The sequence below is a fragment of the Shinella sp. R2-11 genome (assembly GCF_055330205.1).
In genome coordinates this window covers 459,956-475,125 of sequence record NZ_JBVAPC010000002.1, presented here as the reverse complement: position 1 = coordinate 475,125, position 15,170 = coordinate 459,956, and the positions used below count along the sequence as shown (strand labels likewise).

The 15,170-nt window shown below is 67.2% G+C and carries 9 protein-coding genes; 6 read left to right on the top strand and 3 right to left on the bottom strand.

The genetic code is table 11. The features are described from left to right. Positions 1–153: 153 nt before the first annotated feature. Positions 154–999 (top strand): UDP-2,3-diacylglucosamine diphosphatase, encoded by an 846-nt coding sequence (locus ACZ1A1_RS06985; RefSeq protein WP_463619302.1) that lies wholly within the window; start codon positions 154–156, stop codon positions 997–999. A 315-nt stretch (positions 1,000–1,314) separates the two neighbouring features. Beyond that, complete coding sequence (locus tag ACZ1A1_RS06980) at positions 1,315–2,538, top strand: MFS transporter (protein ID WP_463619301.1); 1,224 nt, start codon at positions 1,315–1,317, stop codon at positions 2,536–2,538. Here the strand turns inward: ACZ1A1_RS06980 and dgcA are convergent. After that, positions 2,508–3,491, bottom strand: coding sequence for an N-acetyl-D-Glu racemase DgcA (dgcA, locus tag ACZ1A1_RS06975; RefSeq protein WP_463619300.1), 984 nt, complete (start codon positions 3,489–3,491; stop codon positions 2,508–2,510). The genes ACZ1A1_RS06980 and dgcA overlap by 31 nt on opposite strands. Before the next feature lie 128 nt (positions 3,492–3,619). Here dgcA and ACZ1A1_RS06970 point away from each other — a divergent pair, with 128 nt between their 5' ends. The 4 genes from ACZ1A1_RS06970 (at position 3,620) to ACZ1A1_RS06955 (ending at position 7,730) form a co-directional block, all read left to right on the top strand. Further along, entirely contained in the window at positions 3,620–4,774 is a 1,155-nt protein-coding gene (locus ACZ1A1_RS06970; protein ID WP_463619299.1) for an MlaE family lipid ABC transporter permease subunit, read from the top strand. Between the two features lie 8 nt (positions 4,775–4,782). Beyond that, positions 4,783–5,565 (top strand): ABC transporter ATP-binding protein, encoded by a 783-nt coding sequence (locus ACZ1A1_RS06965; RefSeq protein ID WP_463619298.1) that lies wholly within the window; start codon positions 4,783–4,785, stop codon positions 5,563–5,565. 46 nt (positions 5,566–5,611) lie between these two features. Then, on the top strand, positions 5,612–6,982 hold the full coding sequence (locus ACZ1A1_RS06960) for an MlaD family protein (RefSeq protein WP_415214516.1): 1,371 nt from the start codon (positions 5,612–5,614) through the stop codon (positions 6,980–6,982). A gap of 130 nt (positions 6,983–7,112) precedes the next feature. After that, positions 7,113–7,730 (top strand): ABC-type transport auxiliary lipoprotein family protein, encoded by a 618-nt coding sequence (locus ACZ1A1_RS06955; RefSeq protein ID WP_432430850.1) that lies wholly within the window; start codon positions 7,113–7,115, stop codon positions 7,728–7,730. Between the two features lie 366 nt (positions 7,731–8,096). Here ACZ1A1_RS06955 and ACZ1A1_RS06950 read toward each other — a convergent pair whose 3' ends face one another. Next, complete coding sequence (locus tag ACZ1A1_RS06950; protein WP_463619537.1) at positions 8,097–9,056, bottom strand: Tim44 domain-containing protein; 960 nt, start codon at positions 9,054–9,056, stop codon at positions 8,097–8,099. A gap of 180 nt (positions 9,057–9,236) precedes the next feature. Then, positions 9,237–15,122 carry an apolipoprotein A-IV repeat region-like domain-containing protein gene (locus ACZ1A1_RS06945; RefSeq protein WP_463619297.1) on the bottom strand — a complete coding sequence of 1,962 codons (5,886 nt, stop codon included), beginning with the start codon at positions 15,120–15,122 and terminating at the stop codon, positions 9,237–9,239. Positions 15,123–15,170 lie beyond the last annotated feature (48 nt).

The following is a 15,170-nucleotide window of genomic DNA, read 5'->3' as shown; positions in this document are numbered from 1 at the left end:
ATAAAGCCGCAATCGCCGGCCTGTGCAATGCCTATTTGCTGTCGGAAAAGGCATAGGTGTGTCATCAATCTGAAACAGGAGTCTGGTTTTCAACGGGAGGAAAGCCGCCCGTCCGAAGAGGATCGCGGCGGCCGGCCACCCGGAGACAGACGCATGACCGCGACCCCCGTCGACCCCAATGTCCGCCACTTCCGCACGCTGTTCATCTCGGACGTGCATCTCGGATCGAAGGCCGCCAAGGCGGACTTCCTGATCGACTTCCTGCGGCATCACGAAGCGGAGACCATCGTGCTCGTCGGCGACATCGTCGACGGCTGGCGCCTCAAGCGCAACTGGTACTGGCCGCAGGCCTTCAACGACGTGACGCAGAAGCTCCTGCGCAAGGCCCGCAAGGGCACCCGCATCGTCTATATTCCCGGTAACCACGACGAATTCCTGCGCGACTTCCCCGGCACGCATTTCGGCGGCGTCGAGGTGGCCGAGCGTATCATCCATGAGGCTGCAGACGGCCGGCGCTACCTGGTGCTGCACGGCGACGAGTTCGACGTGGTGGTGCGCCATGCCCGCGTCGTCGCCTATCTCGGCGACTGGGCCTATGACGCGGCCATCGCGATCAACGTGGTCTTTGCTGCCATCCGCCGCCGGCTGGGGCTGCCCTACTGGTCCTTCTCCTCCTGGGCCAAGCAGCAGGTGAAGACGGCCGTGAACTTCATCGGCGAATTCCAGAGGGTGGTCGTCGAGGAGGCGCGCCGCAACGATGCGGACGGCGTCATCTGCGGCCATATCCACCATGCCGTGATCACCGAGATCGACGGCATCCGCTACATCAACAGCGGCGACTGGGTGGAAAGCTGCACGGCCATCGCCGAGCATCACGACGGCCGGATGGAGCTGATCACCTGGCAGCAGATGGCCGCCGCGCCCGTCGAGGTTCTGCCGGTCTCGCGCCAGATGCCCGTCATCGAGGTGCGGGAGCCGGCCGGCGTGGAGGCTGCGTAAGGGGATTTCCGTTAGGGTAATCTTTGGAGCTCGCCCCTCACCCTAACCCTCTCCTCGCAGGCGGGGAGAGGGAACTTGCCCCAAGCGACGTTGGGGGAAATTGGGGAAACCGGTGCGGCATATCCCCTTCGCCCCGCTTGCGGGGAAAAGGTGGCCGGCAGGCCGGATGAGGGGCACGGCATCCACCGTGAAAGCCGCTCTCGCGGGGAGGCGCCGCCTTGCAGAATTATCCACCGCCACCCGCAGAAATAGCGGATTGGCGTACGTACATCGGCGTGATAGAGCGGAGGGCGTTCCAACGCAGGTTCCCCGCCAATGACCGCCCCTTCCGGGTTTACCGTGACCGCCGGCGCGCCGCCGTATTTCGCCGCGCGCATCGCCCTCGTCTTCTGCGCGCCGATGATGGTCAACGGCATTGCGCTGCCGTTCTTCCCGGTCTGGCTCGAAACCCTGTCGATGAACGATTTCCAGATCGGCATCGTGCTTGCCCTGCCGATGTTCGTACGCGTCTTCACCGCGCCCGCGGCGGGCATTGTCGCGGACCGCATCGGCGAGCGCTCGGTCGTGCTCATGTGGTCGGGCGTGCTGTCGCTGGCGACGGCGTTCCTGTTCTTCGGCGTGCACGGCTTCTGGCCGGTGCTCCTGCTCTATACGCTGCAATGCGCGGTCTATTCGCCCTATGTGCCGATCACCGACGCCATCGCGCTCTCGGGCGTGCGGCGCTGGAATTTCGATTACAGCCGGATGCGGCTCTGGGGCTCGCTCGCCTTCATCGTGGCGACGATGATCGGCGGCTGGCTTGCCGGGCTCTATGGTGGGGCGATGGTGCTGCCGGCGATGGCGGCTGCCTTCGTGCTGACGGTGGTGGGGGCGGTGATCGTGCCGAAGATCGGCCGGCCGCGCCGTCCATCCCCTATCGCGGCGATCGCCACCATGCCGGCGGCGCGCACGCTCAGGCAGCGCGACGTGCAGCTCATGCTGATCGGCGTTTCGCTGGTCAATGCCAGCCATGCCATGCTCTATGCCTTCTCGGTGATCTACTGGCGCAAGAAGGGCTTCAGCGGCACGGATATCGGCATTCTCTGGAGCGTCGGCGTCCTTGCCGAGGTGATTCTCTTCGCCTGCGCCGTCCGGCTGCGGCGGCGGTTCAACCTCTGGTCCATGATGATCTTCGGCTGTTCGGCCGCGGTCGGGCGCTGGCTGGTCTTTCCGCTCGACATGCCGTTCGCCGGCTATTTCGTGCTGCAATGCTTGCACGCCTTCACCTTCGCGATCCTGCATGTCAGCGTGCAGAGCCGCATGGTCGAGCGCGTGGCGGAGGAGCAGGAGGCGGCGGCGCAGGGGCTCTATTTCTTCTACACCGGCATCTTCATGGCGGCGGCCACCTTCATCTCCGGCTATGCCTTCAACTGGTACGGCGTCGACGGGTTCTATCTGATGTCCGTCATCGCGGCGTCGGGGCTCGTCTGCGTCGTCGCGGGGCGGCTCGCCGCGCCGCGCCTTTGCGATCAGCCCCAGAGCGTGGCTTCCGGCGGATAGACGTTCGAGCCCTCGTAGCGAAGGCCGGGCTCCCGGTCGCGGGCCAGCAGCAGCGGGCCGTCGAGATCGACGAAATCGGCGCCCTGCGCCAGGAGCACCGCCGGGGCCATGCCGAGCGACGTGCCGACCATGCAGCCCACCATGATCTTCAGGCCGTGGTCGCGCGCGGCCTGCCTCAGCGCCAGCGCTTCCGTCAGCCCGCCGGTCTTGTCGAGCTTGATGTTGACGGCGTCGTAGCGGTCGGCGAGCGCCGCCACGTCCTGCGTGCGGTGCACGCTCTCGTCGGCGCAGACCGGGACGGCGCGCGCATGGTCGCGCAGCGCCGAATCGCCCCCGGCCGGAAGCGGCTGCTCGACGAGGGCGATGCGCGCTTCGGCGCAGAGCGCGAAATGATGGGCGAGGTTTTCCGGCGTCCAGCCCTCGTTGGCGTCGAGGATGATGGCGCTTTCCGGCGCGCCCGCGCGCACGGCGCGAATACGGGCGGCATCGTCCGGCGTGCCGACCTTGACCTTCAACAGCGGCCGCCAGGCATGTTCGGCCGCCTGGCGCTGCATCGCCTCCGGCTCGCCGAGCGAGAGCGTATAGGCCGTGACGAGCTTTTGCGGGGCGGCCGTGTCGATGACCTGCCAGGTCGGCACGCCGGAGAGCTTGGCCTCCAGGTCCCAGAGCGCGCAGTCGAGGGCGTTGCGCGCCGCGCCTGCGGGCATGGCGCGGGCGAGGTCCTCCCGGCCCATGCCGTCCTCGATAGCGCCGCGCATCGCCTCGATGGCGTCGAGCACGCCGGCGACCGATTCGCCGTAGCGGGCATAGGGCACGCATTCGCCACGGCCGGAAAGGCCAGAGGCGCCTATCGTGCAGGTCACCACCTCGGCCGTCGTCTTCGCGCCGCGCGAAATGGTGAAGGCCCCGGCAATCGGGAAGCTTTCGGTTTTGGCAAGGAGTGTGCGGCGCATGGGCGATCCTGACGGGGCAGAAAATTTCGGGGCGGATTGAGGCTTTCGGCCGTTCGTTCGGTGACAGATGGCCGGCGAGCCGGTAAGACAGGCGCATGTTGTCCCAAGCACGGGAAGATGCAAGAGACTTGACCGCCGCCGCCAGCCCCACAGCCGAAATCGCGACCGAGCGCCTGCCGGACAATGGCGGGGAGATCTGGCGTCTCTCCGGCCCCTGGATCAATACGACCGCCGTCGCCGCCGGCAAGCGGCTCGACAAGGTCGCGGGGAGCGAGGGCGGGACGCTCGAAATCGACCTCAGCGCGGTGGAGGAGATGGATACGGCCGGCGCCTGGCTGCTGCGCCGCGCCATCACCGCGCGGCAGGCCAAGGGGGCCGAGGTCAGCGTCAGCGACCGCAAGGGCACGCGCTATGCCGACCTGATAGCCGCCCTGCCGGAAAAGCTCGCCGAGCCCGGCGAGGACAAGCGCCCGCCCGGCACCCTGTTCGAGCGCCTGTTCACGCCGGTCGGCAAGATCATGTACAATCTCTGGGACGATGCCGTCGCTGCGATGTTCATCCTCGGCTCGGCGGTGCGCGGCGCGCAGCTGAAGCTCGGCCGCAGGAGCGGCGTGTCGCCGGCCGCCATCGTGAACCAGATCGACCATATGGGCGTTCGCGCCGTGCCGATCATCCTCCTGATGTCCTTCCTCATCGGGGCGATCATCGCGCAGCAGGGCGCTTTCCAGCTCCGCTATTTCGGCGCGGAAGTCTTCGTGGTCGACCTCGTCGGCATCCTGCAGCTCCGCGAGATCGGCGTATTGTTGACGGCGATCATGATCGCCGGTCGCTCCGGCAGCGCGATCACGGCCGAAGTCGGCTCGATGAAGATGCGCGAGGAGATCGACGCGCTGAAGGTCATGGGCCTCAGCCCCATCGGCGTGCTCGTCTTCCCGCGGCTGGTGGCGCTGACCGTCGCGCTGCCGCTCCTGACCATCATCGCCAACTTCGCGGCCCTTGCGGGCGCGGCGGTCGTCGCCTGGGCCTATTCCGGGATCACTTTCGACACGTTCCAGTCGCGCCTTCGCGAGGCGATCGACCTTTCGACTATCGTCTCGGGCATGATCAAGGCGCCGTTCATGGCCCTCATCATCGGCATTGTCGCCTCCGTGGAGGGCCTGAAGGTCGGCGGCAGCGCCGAATCGCTCGGCCGGCACGTCACCGCCTCGGTGGTGAAGTCGATCTTCGTCGTCATCCTCATGGACGGCCTGTTCGCCATGTTCTACGCCTCAATCGACTTCTAGGGATGCCCATGGATCCGGCAAAACAGGACGACGTGGTGCTCTCGGTCGAGGACCTGACCGTCGGTTTCGGCAGCAACATCGTCCTCGACAGGCTCAATCTCGACATCTACCGCGGCGAGATCCTCGGCTTCGTCGGCGCGTCGGGTACCGGCAAGTCGGTGCTGATGCGCACCGTGCTGCGCCTCCTGCCGCGCCGTTCCGGCAATATCCGCATCTTCGGCACGGATTTCGACAAGGCGTCGGAAGAAGAGCGGCTGGCGCTCGACATGAAGCTCGGCGTGCTCTTCCAGCAGGGCGCGCTGTTCTCCTCGCTGACGGTGAAGGAGAACATCCAGGTGCCGATGCGCGAATATCTCGACCTGCCGCAGGCGATGATGGACGAGCTGGCGTGCCTCAAGATCGAGCTGGTCGGCCTTGCGCCCGAGGCGGCGGACAAGTTCCCCTCCGAGCTTTCCGGCGGCATGATCAAGCGCGCGGCGCTGGCCCGTGCGCTGGCGCTCGACCCGGCGCTGGTCTTCCTCGACGAGCCGACCTCCGGTCTCGATCCCATCGGCGCGGCGGAATTCGACGAGTTGATCGCCAAACTGCGCGACACTCTGGGCCTCACCGTGTATATGGTGACTCACGACCTCGACAGCCTGTTTTCGGTATGCGACCGCATCGCCGTGCTCGGGCAGAAGAAGGTTCTGGTCGAAGGCACGATCGAGGACATGCTGGCCTTCGACGATCCGTGGGTGCAGTCCTATTTCCGGGGCAAGCGGGCACGGTCGATCGTGCGGAAGCAGGAATAACGGGACCTTTCGGCCCCGGCGGATAGAATTGCGGCAGGATGGACGCATGGAAACGAAAGCCAACTACGCCCTCGTCGGTTTCTTCACCGTGCTGGTCATGGCGGCCGCGTTCGTCTTCGTCTACTGGATGTCGCAATACGGCCGCGGCGGTGACATGGCGCAGCTCGCGATCCGTATTCCGGGCTCGGCCAACGGCCTTTCCGTCGGCTCGCCGGTGCGCTTCAACGGCATTCCCGTCGGCTCGGTTCGCAGCCTTGCCATCGATTCCAAGGACCCGCGCTTTTCCGTCGCCATGACGGAGGTGCTGACGAGCGCGCCGGTGAAGAAGTCGACCAGCGCGGTTCTAGAAGTGCAGGGCCTGACGGGCGCGGCCTATATCGAGCTCGGCGGCGGCAACGCGGGCGACCCGAACATCCTGCGCGAGGCCTTCGACAACGAGACGACCGCAGTCCTCCAGGCCGAGCAGTCGAGCGTGACGAACATCCTTTCGACCGCCGACAAGATCCTGAAGCGTGCGGACACGGCGATCTCCGATATCCAGGGCTTCGTCGCCGATGCGCGCGGCCCGCTCACCAACACGGTCCGCAATGCGGAGAAGTTCTCCGATTCGCTCGCCCGCAACGGCGAGAACATCGACGCCTTCCTGAAAAGCGTCGGCGGACTGTCGGATACGTTCAGGAACCTCTCCGGCCGTCTGGATTCGACGCTCGCCTCCGTCGATTCGCTCATCAAGGCGGTCGATCCGAAGAAGGTCGAGGACTTCGTCGGCAATGTCGACAAGGTCAGCAGGGACATCGCGGACGCCTCGGGCGACGTGAAGGCGACCGTCGAGGGCTTCCGCAAGACGGCCGAGACCTTCGACGCCTTCGGCAAGCGCGCCAGCGAAACGCTCGACAAGGTCGATACGCTGATGGCCGCGGTCGACACGCAGAAGGTCAGCGGCGCGATCGACAACATCTCGGTCGCGACGGACGATGCGCGCAAGGCGATCGCCTCCGTTACGGGCGTCGCTAACCGCATCGGTGAGCGCAAGGAAGACATCGACCAGATCATCACCGACGTGAAGCAGATGTCGAACAAGCTGAACGCCGCGTCCTCGCGCGTCGACGGCGTACTGGCCAAGCTCGACGGCTTCCTGGGCGAGGGGGATTCCGAGTCGCTCTTCGCCGAGGCCAAGGCGACGCTGCAATCGATCAAGCAGGCCGCCGATACGCTGAACGGCCGCATCGGCCCCATCGCCGATGGCCTGCAGCGCTTCTCGGGCTCGGGCCTGCGCGACGTCGAGGCCCTGGTGCTCGACACGCGCCGGACAATCCAGAATCTCGACAGCGCTATTTCCGGCTTCGAGCGCAATCCGCAGCGCCTGCTCTTCGGCGGCGATACCGTCAAGCAATATGACGGGCGCACCCGGCGGTAACGGCCCGAAGTGTGGCCCGATCCCCACATCGGGGAGGCCGCAGCAGGCGGACGCGAATTTGTCCGCCCGCGCAACCGTGACAGCGTGCCGTGCCGCTGCTACACATCGATTCCCAGGGTTTGAGGATGAAATGACGGTATCGGGTATGGAGTTGTTGCGGAACGGGACTGCGGCGCGCGCCGCTCTCATCGCCGTTCTGGCGGCAACGCTCGCCGCCTGCGGCGGGGCGCCTGCGAAGAACGACACGTTCAGCCTCTCGGCCACGGCCTCCGCGGAAGGCCCTTCGGCGAAGAACCGGCAGATCCTCGTGCCGCAGCCTTCCGCCCTCAAGGCAATCGACAGCGACCAGATCGTCATCCGTCCGTCGTCCTCCGAAATCCAGTATCTCGCCAAGTCGCAGTGGAGCGACAGCCTGAGCAAGATGGTGCAGGCAAAGCTCGTGCAGGCCTTCGAGAATACCGGCCGAGTCGGCGGCGTCGGCATGCCGGGGCAGGGGTTGGCCATCGACTACCAGGTCGTCACGGATATCCGCACCTTCGAGGTGCAGACCTCGGGCACGGCGACGGCCGTCGTGGAGATTTCCGCCAAGCTGCTCAACGACCGCAACGGTACGGTGCGCACGCAGAAGGTCTTCCGCGCGACGGCTCCGGTGCGCGGCGCGGACAGCACGGCCTTCGTGAAGGGGCTCGATGCGGCCTTTGCGACGGTGACCGCCGATATCGTCGGCTGGACGTTGAAGTCCATCTGATCCGGAAAACGAAATGCCCCTCATCCGGCCTACCGGCCACCTTCTCTCCGCAAGCGGGGCGAAGGGAGGGATGACACGGTTTCCCTTCCAAAGGACCTGAACGTTTCAGGAAAGGCAGGCATCCTCGCCTTCTCTCCGCTTGCGGGGAGAGTGTCGCGGCAGCGGAACGAGAGGCGAGCGTCCCTCCAGAAATGCCCCTCATCCGGCCTACCGGCCACCTTCTCCCCGCAAGCGGGGCGAAGGGAGGGATGACGGGGTTTCCCTTCCAAAGGACCTGAATGTTTCAGGAAAGGCGGGCATCCTCGCCTTCTCCCCGCTTGCGGGGAGAAGGTCGCGGCAGCGGGATGAGGGGCGAGCGCCCCTCCATCACGCGGCTTCGACGCCCTGGATGGCCGAGACCTTCCACTCGCCGCCATTGCGGCGCAGGAACGTCCACACTTCCACGGCCTCGGTGAGACTGTCCGGATCGCCGGAAACGACGCGCCCGCTCGAACGGTCGCGCATCACGTCGATGCTTTCATAGCGCATCGCGACGGTCGCGTAGTCGTCCGCGCCTTCACGCCAGGCTTCCGCCACGTCGCCCTGGACGAGATGGATGTCGCGGACCTCGTTCCGCAGCCCCTTCGTGGCGTTGTCGCCGATTTCCTCCGCGAGATAGGACATCGCTTCCGGCGTTGTGATCTGGCGAAGCGTGCGGAAATCCTCGGCTGCATAGGCTGCCTGCAATTCCTTCAGCAGGTCTTCGAACTGGTCGAGGTCCGTCTGCTGGACGCCGATCTCGTCACCAGCCTTCGGCTGCGGCGCCTGCCGGCCACCGCCGCCGATGCGCGGAATCTCGAAATCGGAGCCGCCATTGCTGTACTGGCTTCGCGCATTGCCGGAATAGGCGGGCGCGTTCGTCTGCGCGAACATGCGGCGCAGGACCATGAAGACGCCGGCGATCAGCAGCACCTGCAGGATGAGGCCGAGGAAGCCGACGCCGCCACCGAGCCCGTGGCCGAGGAACATGCCGACAAGGCCGCCCAGCATCAGGCCGCCGAGGAGCGAGCCGCCCAAGCCACCGAAGAGGCCGGGGCGTGGATTGGCCGTCGTGTTGCGGCCTGCGGACGGCTGCTGCGCGGACGGCTGGCGCGTCATCGTCCGGTCGATCGGCATGGCGTCGGTCGGTGCGGTGCGCGTCGTCGAGGGCGTCGAGAAGGTGCGCGTGCCGCGGCTGCCGAAACCGCCGCCGGCGCGGCGGGCCTCGGCGACGTCCACCACGGTCATCACCACCACCAGCGCCATGGCGACCATTGCGAGCGCGCGGCCAAATCCTTGTATCGACATCATTTTCGCTTCTCTTCCCCTGCGTTCCATCTGTGTCGGAAGGCATATAGAGGGGCGAGCATCCGATTTTAAGGTTTGGGCGGCGAAAAGTGGGGCGGCAGGCGCGGGTTTCTCGACCTTCCCTAAAAGCAGAACGGCCGCCCCGAGGGGCGGCCGTTCCCTGTTCCGGTTCCGATCCGCTCAGTTGAAGCGGCCGGCGGCGTGGGCCAGCATGGTATAGACCTTGCCGGTATCCGAGGTGAGATAGGTCTGCGTCATGACCTTGTCGCGGTCGTTGCGCGCGACGTCGGCGAGCAGCTTCTCGAAGTCCGAGATGTAACGGTCGACCGCGGTGCGGAATTCCGGCTCGCGCTCGTATTTGCGCTTGATCTCGTCAAAGGTCTGCTGGCCCTTCAGCGTGTAGAGGCGACGGGTGAAGACGTCGCGCTCGCCGCGCTGGTAGCGCCGCCACAGCTCAACCGAGGCGTCGTGGTCGATGGCGCGGGCGATGTCGACCGACAGCGAATTCAGCGATTCGACGACATGGCGCGGGTTGCGGGTGTCCGCCGGGCGGGCGGCCTGGCCTTCGCCGCGCGGCTGGGCGAACTGCGCTTCCTCGCGCGAGACGGCGCCGCGCAGGAGGTCGCGCATCCAGCCGCCTTCGCCGGCCGCCTTGGCGTCGGCCTCGGCGGGCAGGGGCTGCGCGCGCTGCGGGACGCTGGCGGCGGTTGCCGCACGCTCGATGCCGAGGCTGCCGCGCAACTGCTGGGCCGGCTGCTCTTCACGGCGCGGCTCGACGCGGGGCTGCTGCTGCACCGGCTGGGCGACGGTCGCTTGCGCGGCCGGGCGGGAGACTTCCAGCGCCGAGGAGGACTTGCCGATGATGTCGGAAAGATCCTGCAGGGCCTTGATCTGCTCGCTGACGGCGCGGCGCATCTGGGCGGCGTTTTCCTTGGCCTCTTCCGGCAGGTCGAAGGCGCCGCGCTTCAGTTCGCCGCGGGTCTGGTCGAGTTCCTTGCGGATATCGGCGGCGGCGCGGCGGATTTCCTCCGTGGCGCCGGAGAACTTGCCGACGGCTTCCTCGACGGCCTGGCGCAGCGTTTCGCGCATGACGGTCGTCGCGGCTTCCGACTTCTGGCCGGATTCGGCGAGCAGGCGGTCGACGTCGGAGAGCGAGGCGCCGACGCTGCCGCGCAAGCGGTTTGCCACTTCCTTCGTGCGCTCTTCGGCGCGGGTGAAGGCGCCTTCCACCGACTGGCCGGCTTCCTCGCCGGCCTTGACCAGCGAATCCCGCAGCGTGTTGGCGGCGGCTTCCGCGCGCTTCTCGGTCTCGCCGAGAATGCGGCCGACCTCGTTGAAGGAGGACTGGATGCCGCCGCGCAGGTTGCCGGCGATCAGGTTGGAACGCTCCTCGGCGCGGCTGAAGACGCCTTCCACCATGCCTTCGAGCGACTGCATGGTCTTCTCGATCTCTTCCGAGCGCTGGACGAGGCCGACGGAGAGCGAGCGAAGGGCGTCCTGCCGCTCTTCCAGTGTGGAGACAAGGTTCGACTGGGCGGCGGCGAGGAGGTCGGAGGCCTGCGACAGGATCTTCGAATGGTCCTCGAAGCGGCCGACGATGCCGCCGATCTGCGAGAGCGTGCCGGCGGAAATGTCGGAGAGGCGGTCGACCTTGCCTTCGAGCAGGCGCGATGTGGTGGAGACCATGTCGGATGCCCGCTCGGCGGAGGCGGTGAAGCGCTCTGCCGTGGAGGTGAGGCGGCCGTCGATGGCGCCGAGCGTCTGGCTCGCCTCGTCGATCATGCCGGCGATGGCGCCGTTGCTTTCCGAAAGGCGGACGATCAGGCTCTCGACATTCGACTGCAGGCCGCTCTCGATGGCGCGCATCGTGCTGGCGGCTTCCTCCGTGCGGGCGGAAATGGCGGCCAGCGTGTCGGCGGTGCGGGCGGAGATCGCGTTGATGAGCGCGGCATTCTCGTTGCGCAGGCGCTCGGCGCTCTCGCGGGCGACGCCGGTGATGCGCTCGGCGGCTTCGCGGCCGACGGCGGCATAGTCGTCGATGACCGGACGGGCTTCCTCGTTGATGAGGCGCGACAGTTCCTCCGTGCGGCTTGCCAGCATGGAGTTGAGTTCGCGGGTGCGGTCGTCGAGCGCCGTGCGGATGGAGGCGCCGCGCGTTTCAAGCGCTTTCTCGACGTCGCCGAGGCCGGCGTGCAGGGACTGGGCCTGGCTTGCGAGGCGGCTTTCCGTATCGACGAAGCGGGCGACGGCGGAGGAGGTGGTTTCCTCGACGGCGCGGGTGAAGGCTTCGTTGCGGGCCGAAAGGTTTTCCGCGAATTCCTCGCCGGTCTTGGCGATGTTCTCCGCGGCGCGCTGGGCTTCGGCGCCCATTTCCTGTGCCGCGCGGGAGACCGCGCCGCGTAGCGTGCTGCTGAGGCTTGCGAATTCCTCGCCGGTCTTGGCGAGCGACTGCGCCGAGCGGATGGCTTCGGCATCCATGTCCTGCGCGGCCTGGGAGACGGCGTCGCGCAGCGTCTGGGCGAGGCCGGCGGCCTTGCCGTCGATGGTGCGGTTGACACTGTCGAGACCGATGGTGAGCGCCCGGTCCATCGTGCCGAGGCGTTCCTCGATGCGGCCGGTCTTCTCGTCGATGGTGGTGGCGATGCGCTCGGCGGCTTCCGTGGAGATGCGCTCGATGTCGCCCGTGCGGGTGGAGAGCGTGCCGTCGATGCGGGCCGCAGCCTCGCCGGTGATGCGCTCGATCTGGGTGGCGCGCTCGGCGAGCGTTCCGTCGATGCGCTCGGCGGCTTCGCCGGTCACGCGCTCGATATCGCCGAGGCGGTTGGAGAGGGTGCCCTCGATGCGGTTGGCGGCATCCGCGCTGACGCGCTCGATATCAGTGAGGCGGCCCGAAAGCGCGCCTTCGATCCGGTCGGCTGCGTCGACGCTGATGCGTTCGATATCGCCCACGCGGCCGGCGAGGGCTGCCGCGATGCGTGCGGTCGTCTCGTCGCCGATGCGGTCGACTTCGGCGATCGGGCGGGAAAGGGCGTCGGAAACGCGCAGCGAGACGTCGCCGCCCACGCGGTCGAGATCGGCGAGGCGCTCGGACAGCGTGTCCGAAATCCGGGCGGCGGCCGTGTCGACGATGCCGGAGACATTCTCGACGCTGTGTTCGATGCGGGCTTCGAGCTTGCCGAGGTTTTCCTCCAGCCGGCTGCCCGTCGTGTCGAAGCGGCTTGCGACGCTGTCGACGGTCTGCTCCATGCGCGTACCGAAGGCATGGGCTGCTTCGGCGATCTTCGAGGAGGTCTCGCCGAGGCGCTCGGCGACGGCGCCCGCGCTTTCGCGCACGCGCTGGTCGAGAAGGGCGGCGCTGCCGTCGATGGTGCGGCGCAGCGTTTCCTCGTGCTGTTCCAGCGACATTTCCAGCATGCCGGCGCTGGTGGCAATGGACGTGCCGATGGAGGTCGCCTGGTCGTTCAGCGTCTCGGTGAGCTGGTTGCGGCCTTCGGTGATCGCGACATTGATCGCATTGATGCGGTCGTCGAGGGTCGTGCGGATCTGCTCGTGGGTGGAGACGAGCGAGCCGGCGAGTTCGGAGGCACGGCCCGACAGGGCTTCGGCGATTTCGGCGGCGCGGCCGGAGAAGGCGTCGGCGAACTCGGCCGCCTGGCCATGCAGGACGCCGCCGAGCTGCTGGCTGCCTTCCGTCAGGACGGTTTCCACGCGGTCGGCGGCCGCGTCGATGGCGGATTGCATGGAGCCGGCGCTGTTGGAAAGGACCGAGGCGAGGTTGGCCGTGCGGCCGGTGATGACCTCGTCGATCTGGCGGGCGGCGCCCGTCAGTGCGGTCTCGACGCGGCTTGCGGCCGAACCCACCGACTGCTCGAGCTGGCTGCCGGTCTCGTTCAGCATGGAGGAGAGGGCGGCCGTGCGCTCGGTGAGCGCATTGTCGATGCGGTTGTGGCTTGCCGCGATGGTGGAGGTGATCTCGTCGGCGCGGGCGCCGAGCGCTTCCTCCATGCGGGCCTGTGCGGCCTCGATGCCGCCGGCAATGGTCGCGCCGCGGGTGTCGAGGGCGTCCGTCAGGCGGCGCTCGCTGCCCGAGATGCTTTCGACCAGCGCGTTGGCGCGGGCGCTCAGCGCCTCCTCCATGCGGGTCTGGGCGGCGTGGATGTCGCTGGCGATGGTGGTGCCGCGCGAATCCAGCGCTTCCGTCAGGCGGCGCTCGCTGCCCGAAATGCTTTCGGCCAGCGCGTCGGCGCGGGCGCCGAAGCCGGTCTCGATGCGGTTCTGCACGTCGGAGAGGCCGCCGAGCAGCGTCGCGGACTTTTCGGAGAGGATCGCGCTCATGCGCTCATGCGCGCCACCGACGGCGTTGCCGATGGATTCGGCATGGCCGGAAACGGCGTGCTCGATGACTTCCTGGCTGGTGGCGAGGGTGGTCGCCAGCGCAAAGGACTGGTCGGTGAGCGTATTGCCGAGGCGCTCGATGCTGGAGGTGAGGATGCCGTCGATGGAATCGTGGCCGCTGGCGACCGTCTCGTTGATGCGGGCAAGGCTCTCCATCAGCTTGGAGTCGAGCGAGCCGGCGCGCTGGTCGAAGGCGTTCGCGAATTCCTCGACACGCTGGTCGAAGGCGCTGGCGATCTGGCCGACCGTCGCCTGCATGCGCTCATCGAAGAAGCCGGTGCGCAGGTCGAGGTCCATGACCGTGTCGTCGGCGGCGTTCTTGAGGCTCTGGCGGAACTGCGCGCCCTTTTCGTCGAGCGCGGCATTCATCGACTGGAGGACATGGTCAAGGCCGCCCGTTACGGCCTGCTGGCCGATGGAGAGGCTTTCGCTGATCTCGCGGGTGCGGGCGATCAGCGTCTCGTTGAGCTGCTTGGCGCGCTCGTTGAGGGCGGCGTTCAGCTTCTCGGTGTTGGTGTCGAGCGAGGAGGCGCGGGTCTCGAACTGCTGCAGCAGGTCGCGGCCGCGGGAATCGAGGCTCGCCGTCAGCTGGTCGAGGCGGCTGTCGAACTCGTTGGCAAGCGCAAGGCCGGAAGAGCTGAGCGTGGAGAGCAGGCTGTCGGTGCGGGCCGAGAGCATGGCGCCGATGGTCTGCGTCGCGCTGTCGGACTTTTCCATCAGCATGGCGGCGCGGGTGTCGAGCATCGAGGCGAAGGCTTCGCCGGACGTCGCGATGCGCGCCGTGATGCTTTCGCCGGCGCTGGCGAGCTCGTCTTTCAGCTGTTCGTGAGCGCCGGAGATCGAGGAGCGGATGCGCTCGGCATGGCTGACGATCGCCTCGCGCTCGGAGCCGAGTTCCTGCACGAGCGTACGCACGCGCATTTCATTGTCGGAATAGCTGCGTTCGAGCGCGTTGACTTCGGAATGCACGAGGGTTTCGAGCTCGGTCGCGCGGGCGATGGTGCGCTCGATGCCTTCGTTCATCGCCGAGACTTCGCGGCGGACGGCCTGGCCGACGGACATGATGCGGTCGGTGGCGACCGTTTCCGGCTCGGACAGGCGAAGGGCGACCTCGGCCATCGAGCGGGCGGCGCTGCGCAGCTCATGGGCGCGCGCGATCATGATGGCGAAGGCGAAGAACAGCATGATCGGCATGACGATGGCGACGATCATGCCGATGGCGCCGGGCAGGGCGACGAGGTCGGCGACCGAGCGGATCTGCCAGATCTGCGGCGCATAAAGAAGGTTGGCGACGCCGAGGCCGCCGATGACCCAGAGGATGGAGGCAAGCACCGCCATGCGGATCGGGCCGCGCGAGGAGCGCATGTCGAGCGACTTCAGGATCGCGGCCGGCGTCTTGCGCGAACCGTCGTTGGCCGGCGTGAAGACCGGGGCCTTCGGGCCGGGCTCGGGGGAAAGGTTGCGCGGGGTTTCTCCGCCGGCCGGCTGGGCCGCCGTCTTTTCCTGTGTCTTGTTGGGAATGCGGCTTGCTGGTTCCGACACGCGGGCCTCCGAGGCGTCCTGCTTTGCGGGCGTTTCCGGCGCCAGATCGTCGAAGTCGATCTTCAATGCTTCTTCGAGGGCCTGGAAGGCCTTTTCGTCGATCGACTCAATGGACTTGTTCGTCGCCATGCGGTTACGCCTCGTTACCATGTCCGGGATCGGCCTTCATGCGCGCTG

Coding starts and splice junctions, on each gene's coding strand:
- ACZ1A1_RS06945 (WP_463619297.1), bottom strand. CDS start 15,122: ATGGCGACGAACAAGTCCATTGAGTCGATCGACGAAAAGGCCTTCCAG.
- ACZ1A1_RS06955 (WP_432430850.1), top strand. CDS start 7,113: ATGACGGTATCGGGTATGGAGTTGTTGCGGAACGGGACTGCGGCGCGC.
- dgcA (WP_463619300.1), bottom strand. CDS start 3,491: ATGCGCCGCACACTCCTTGCCAAAACCGAAAGCTTCCCGATTGCCGGG.
- ACZ1A1_RS06985 (WP_463619302.1), top strand. CDS start 154: ATGACCGCGACCCCCGTCGACCCCAATGTCCGCCACTTCCGCACGCTG.
- ACZ1A1_RS06960 (WP_415214516.1), top strand. CDS start 5,612: ATGGAAACGAAAGCCAACTACGCCCTCGTCGGTTTCTTCACCGTGCTG.
- ACZ1A1_RS06980 (WP_463619301.1), top strand. CDS start 1,315: ATGACCGCCCCTTCCGGGTTTACCGTGACCGCCGGCGCGCCGCCGTAT.
- ACZ1A1_RS06950 (WP_463619537.1), bottom strand. CDS start 9,056: ATGTCGATACAAGGATTTGGCCGCGCGCTCGCAATGGTCGCCATGGCG.
- ACZ1A1_RS06965 (WP_463619298.1), top strand. CDS start 4,783: ATGGATCCGGCAAAACAGGACGACGTGGTGCTCTCGGTCGAGGACCTG.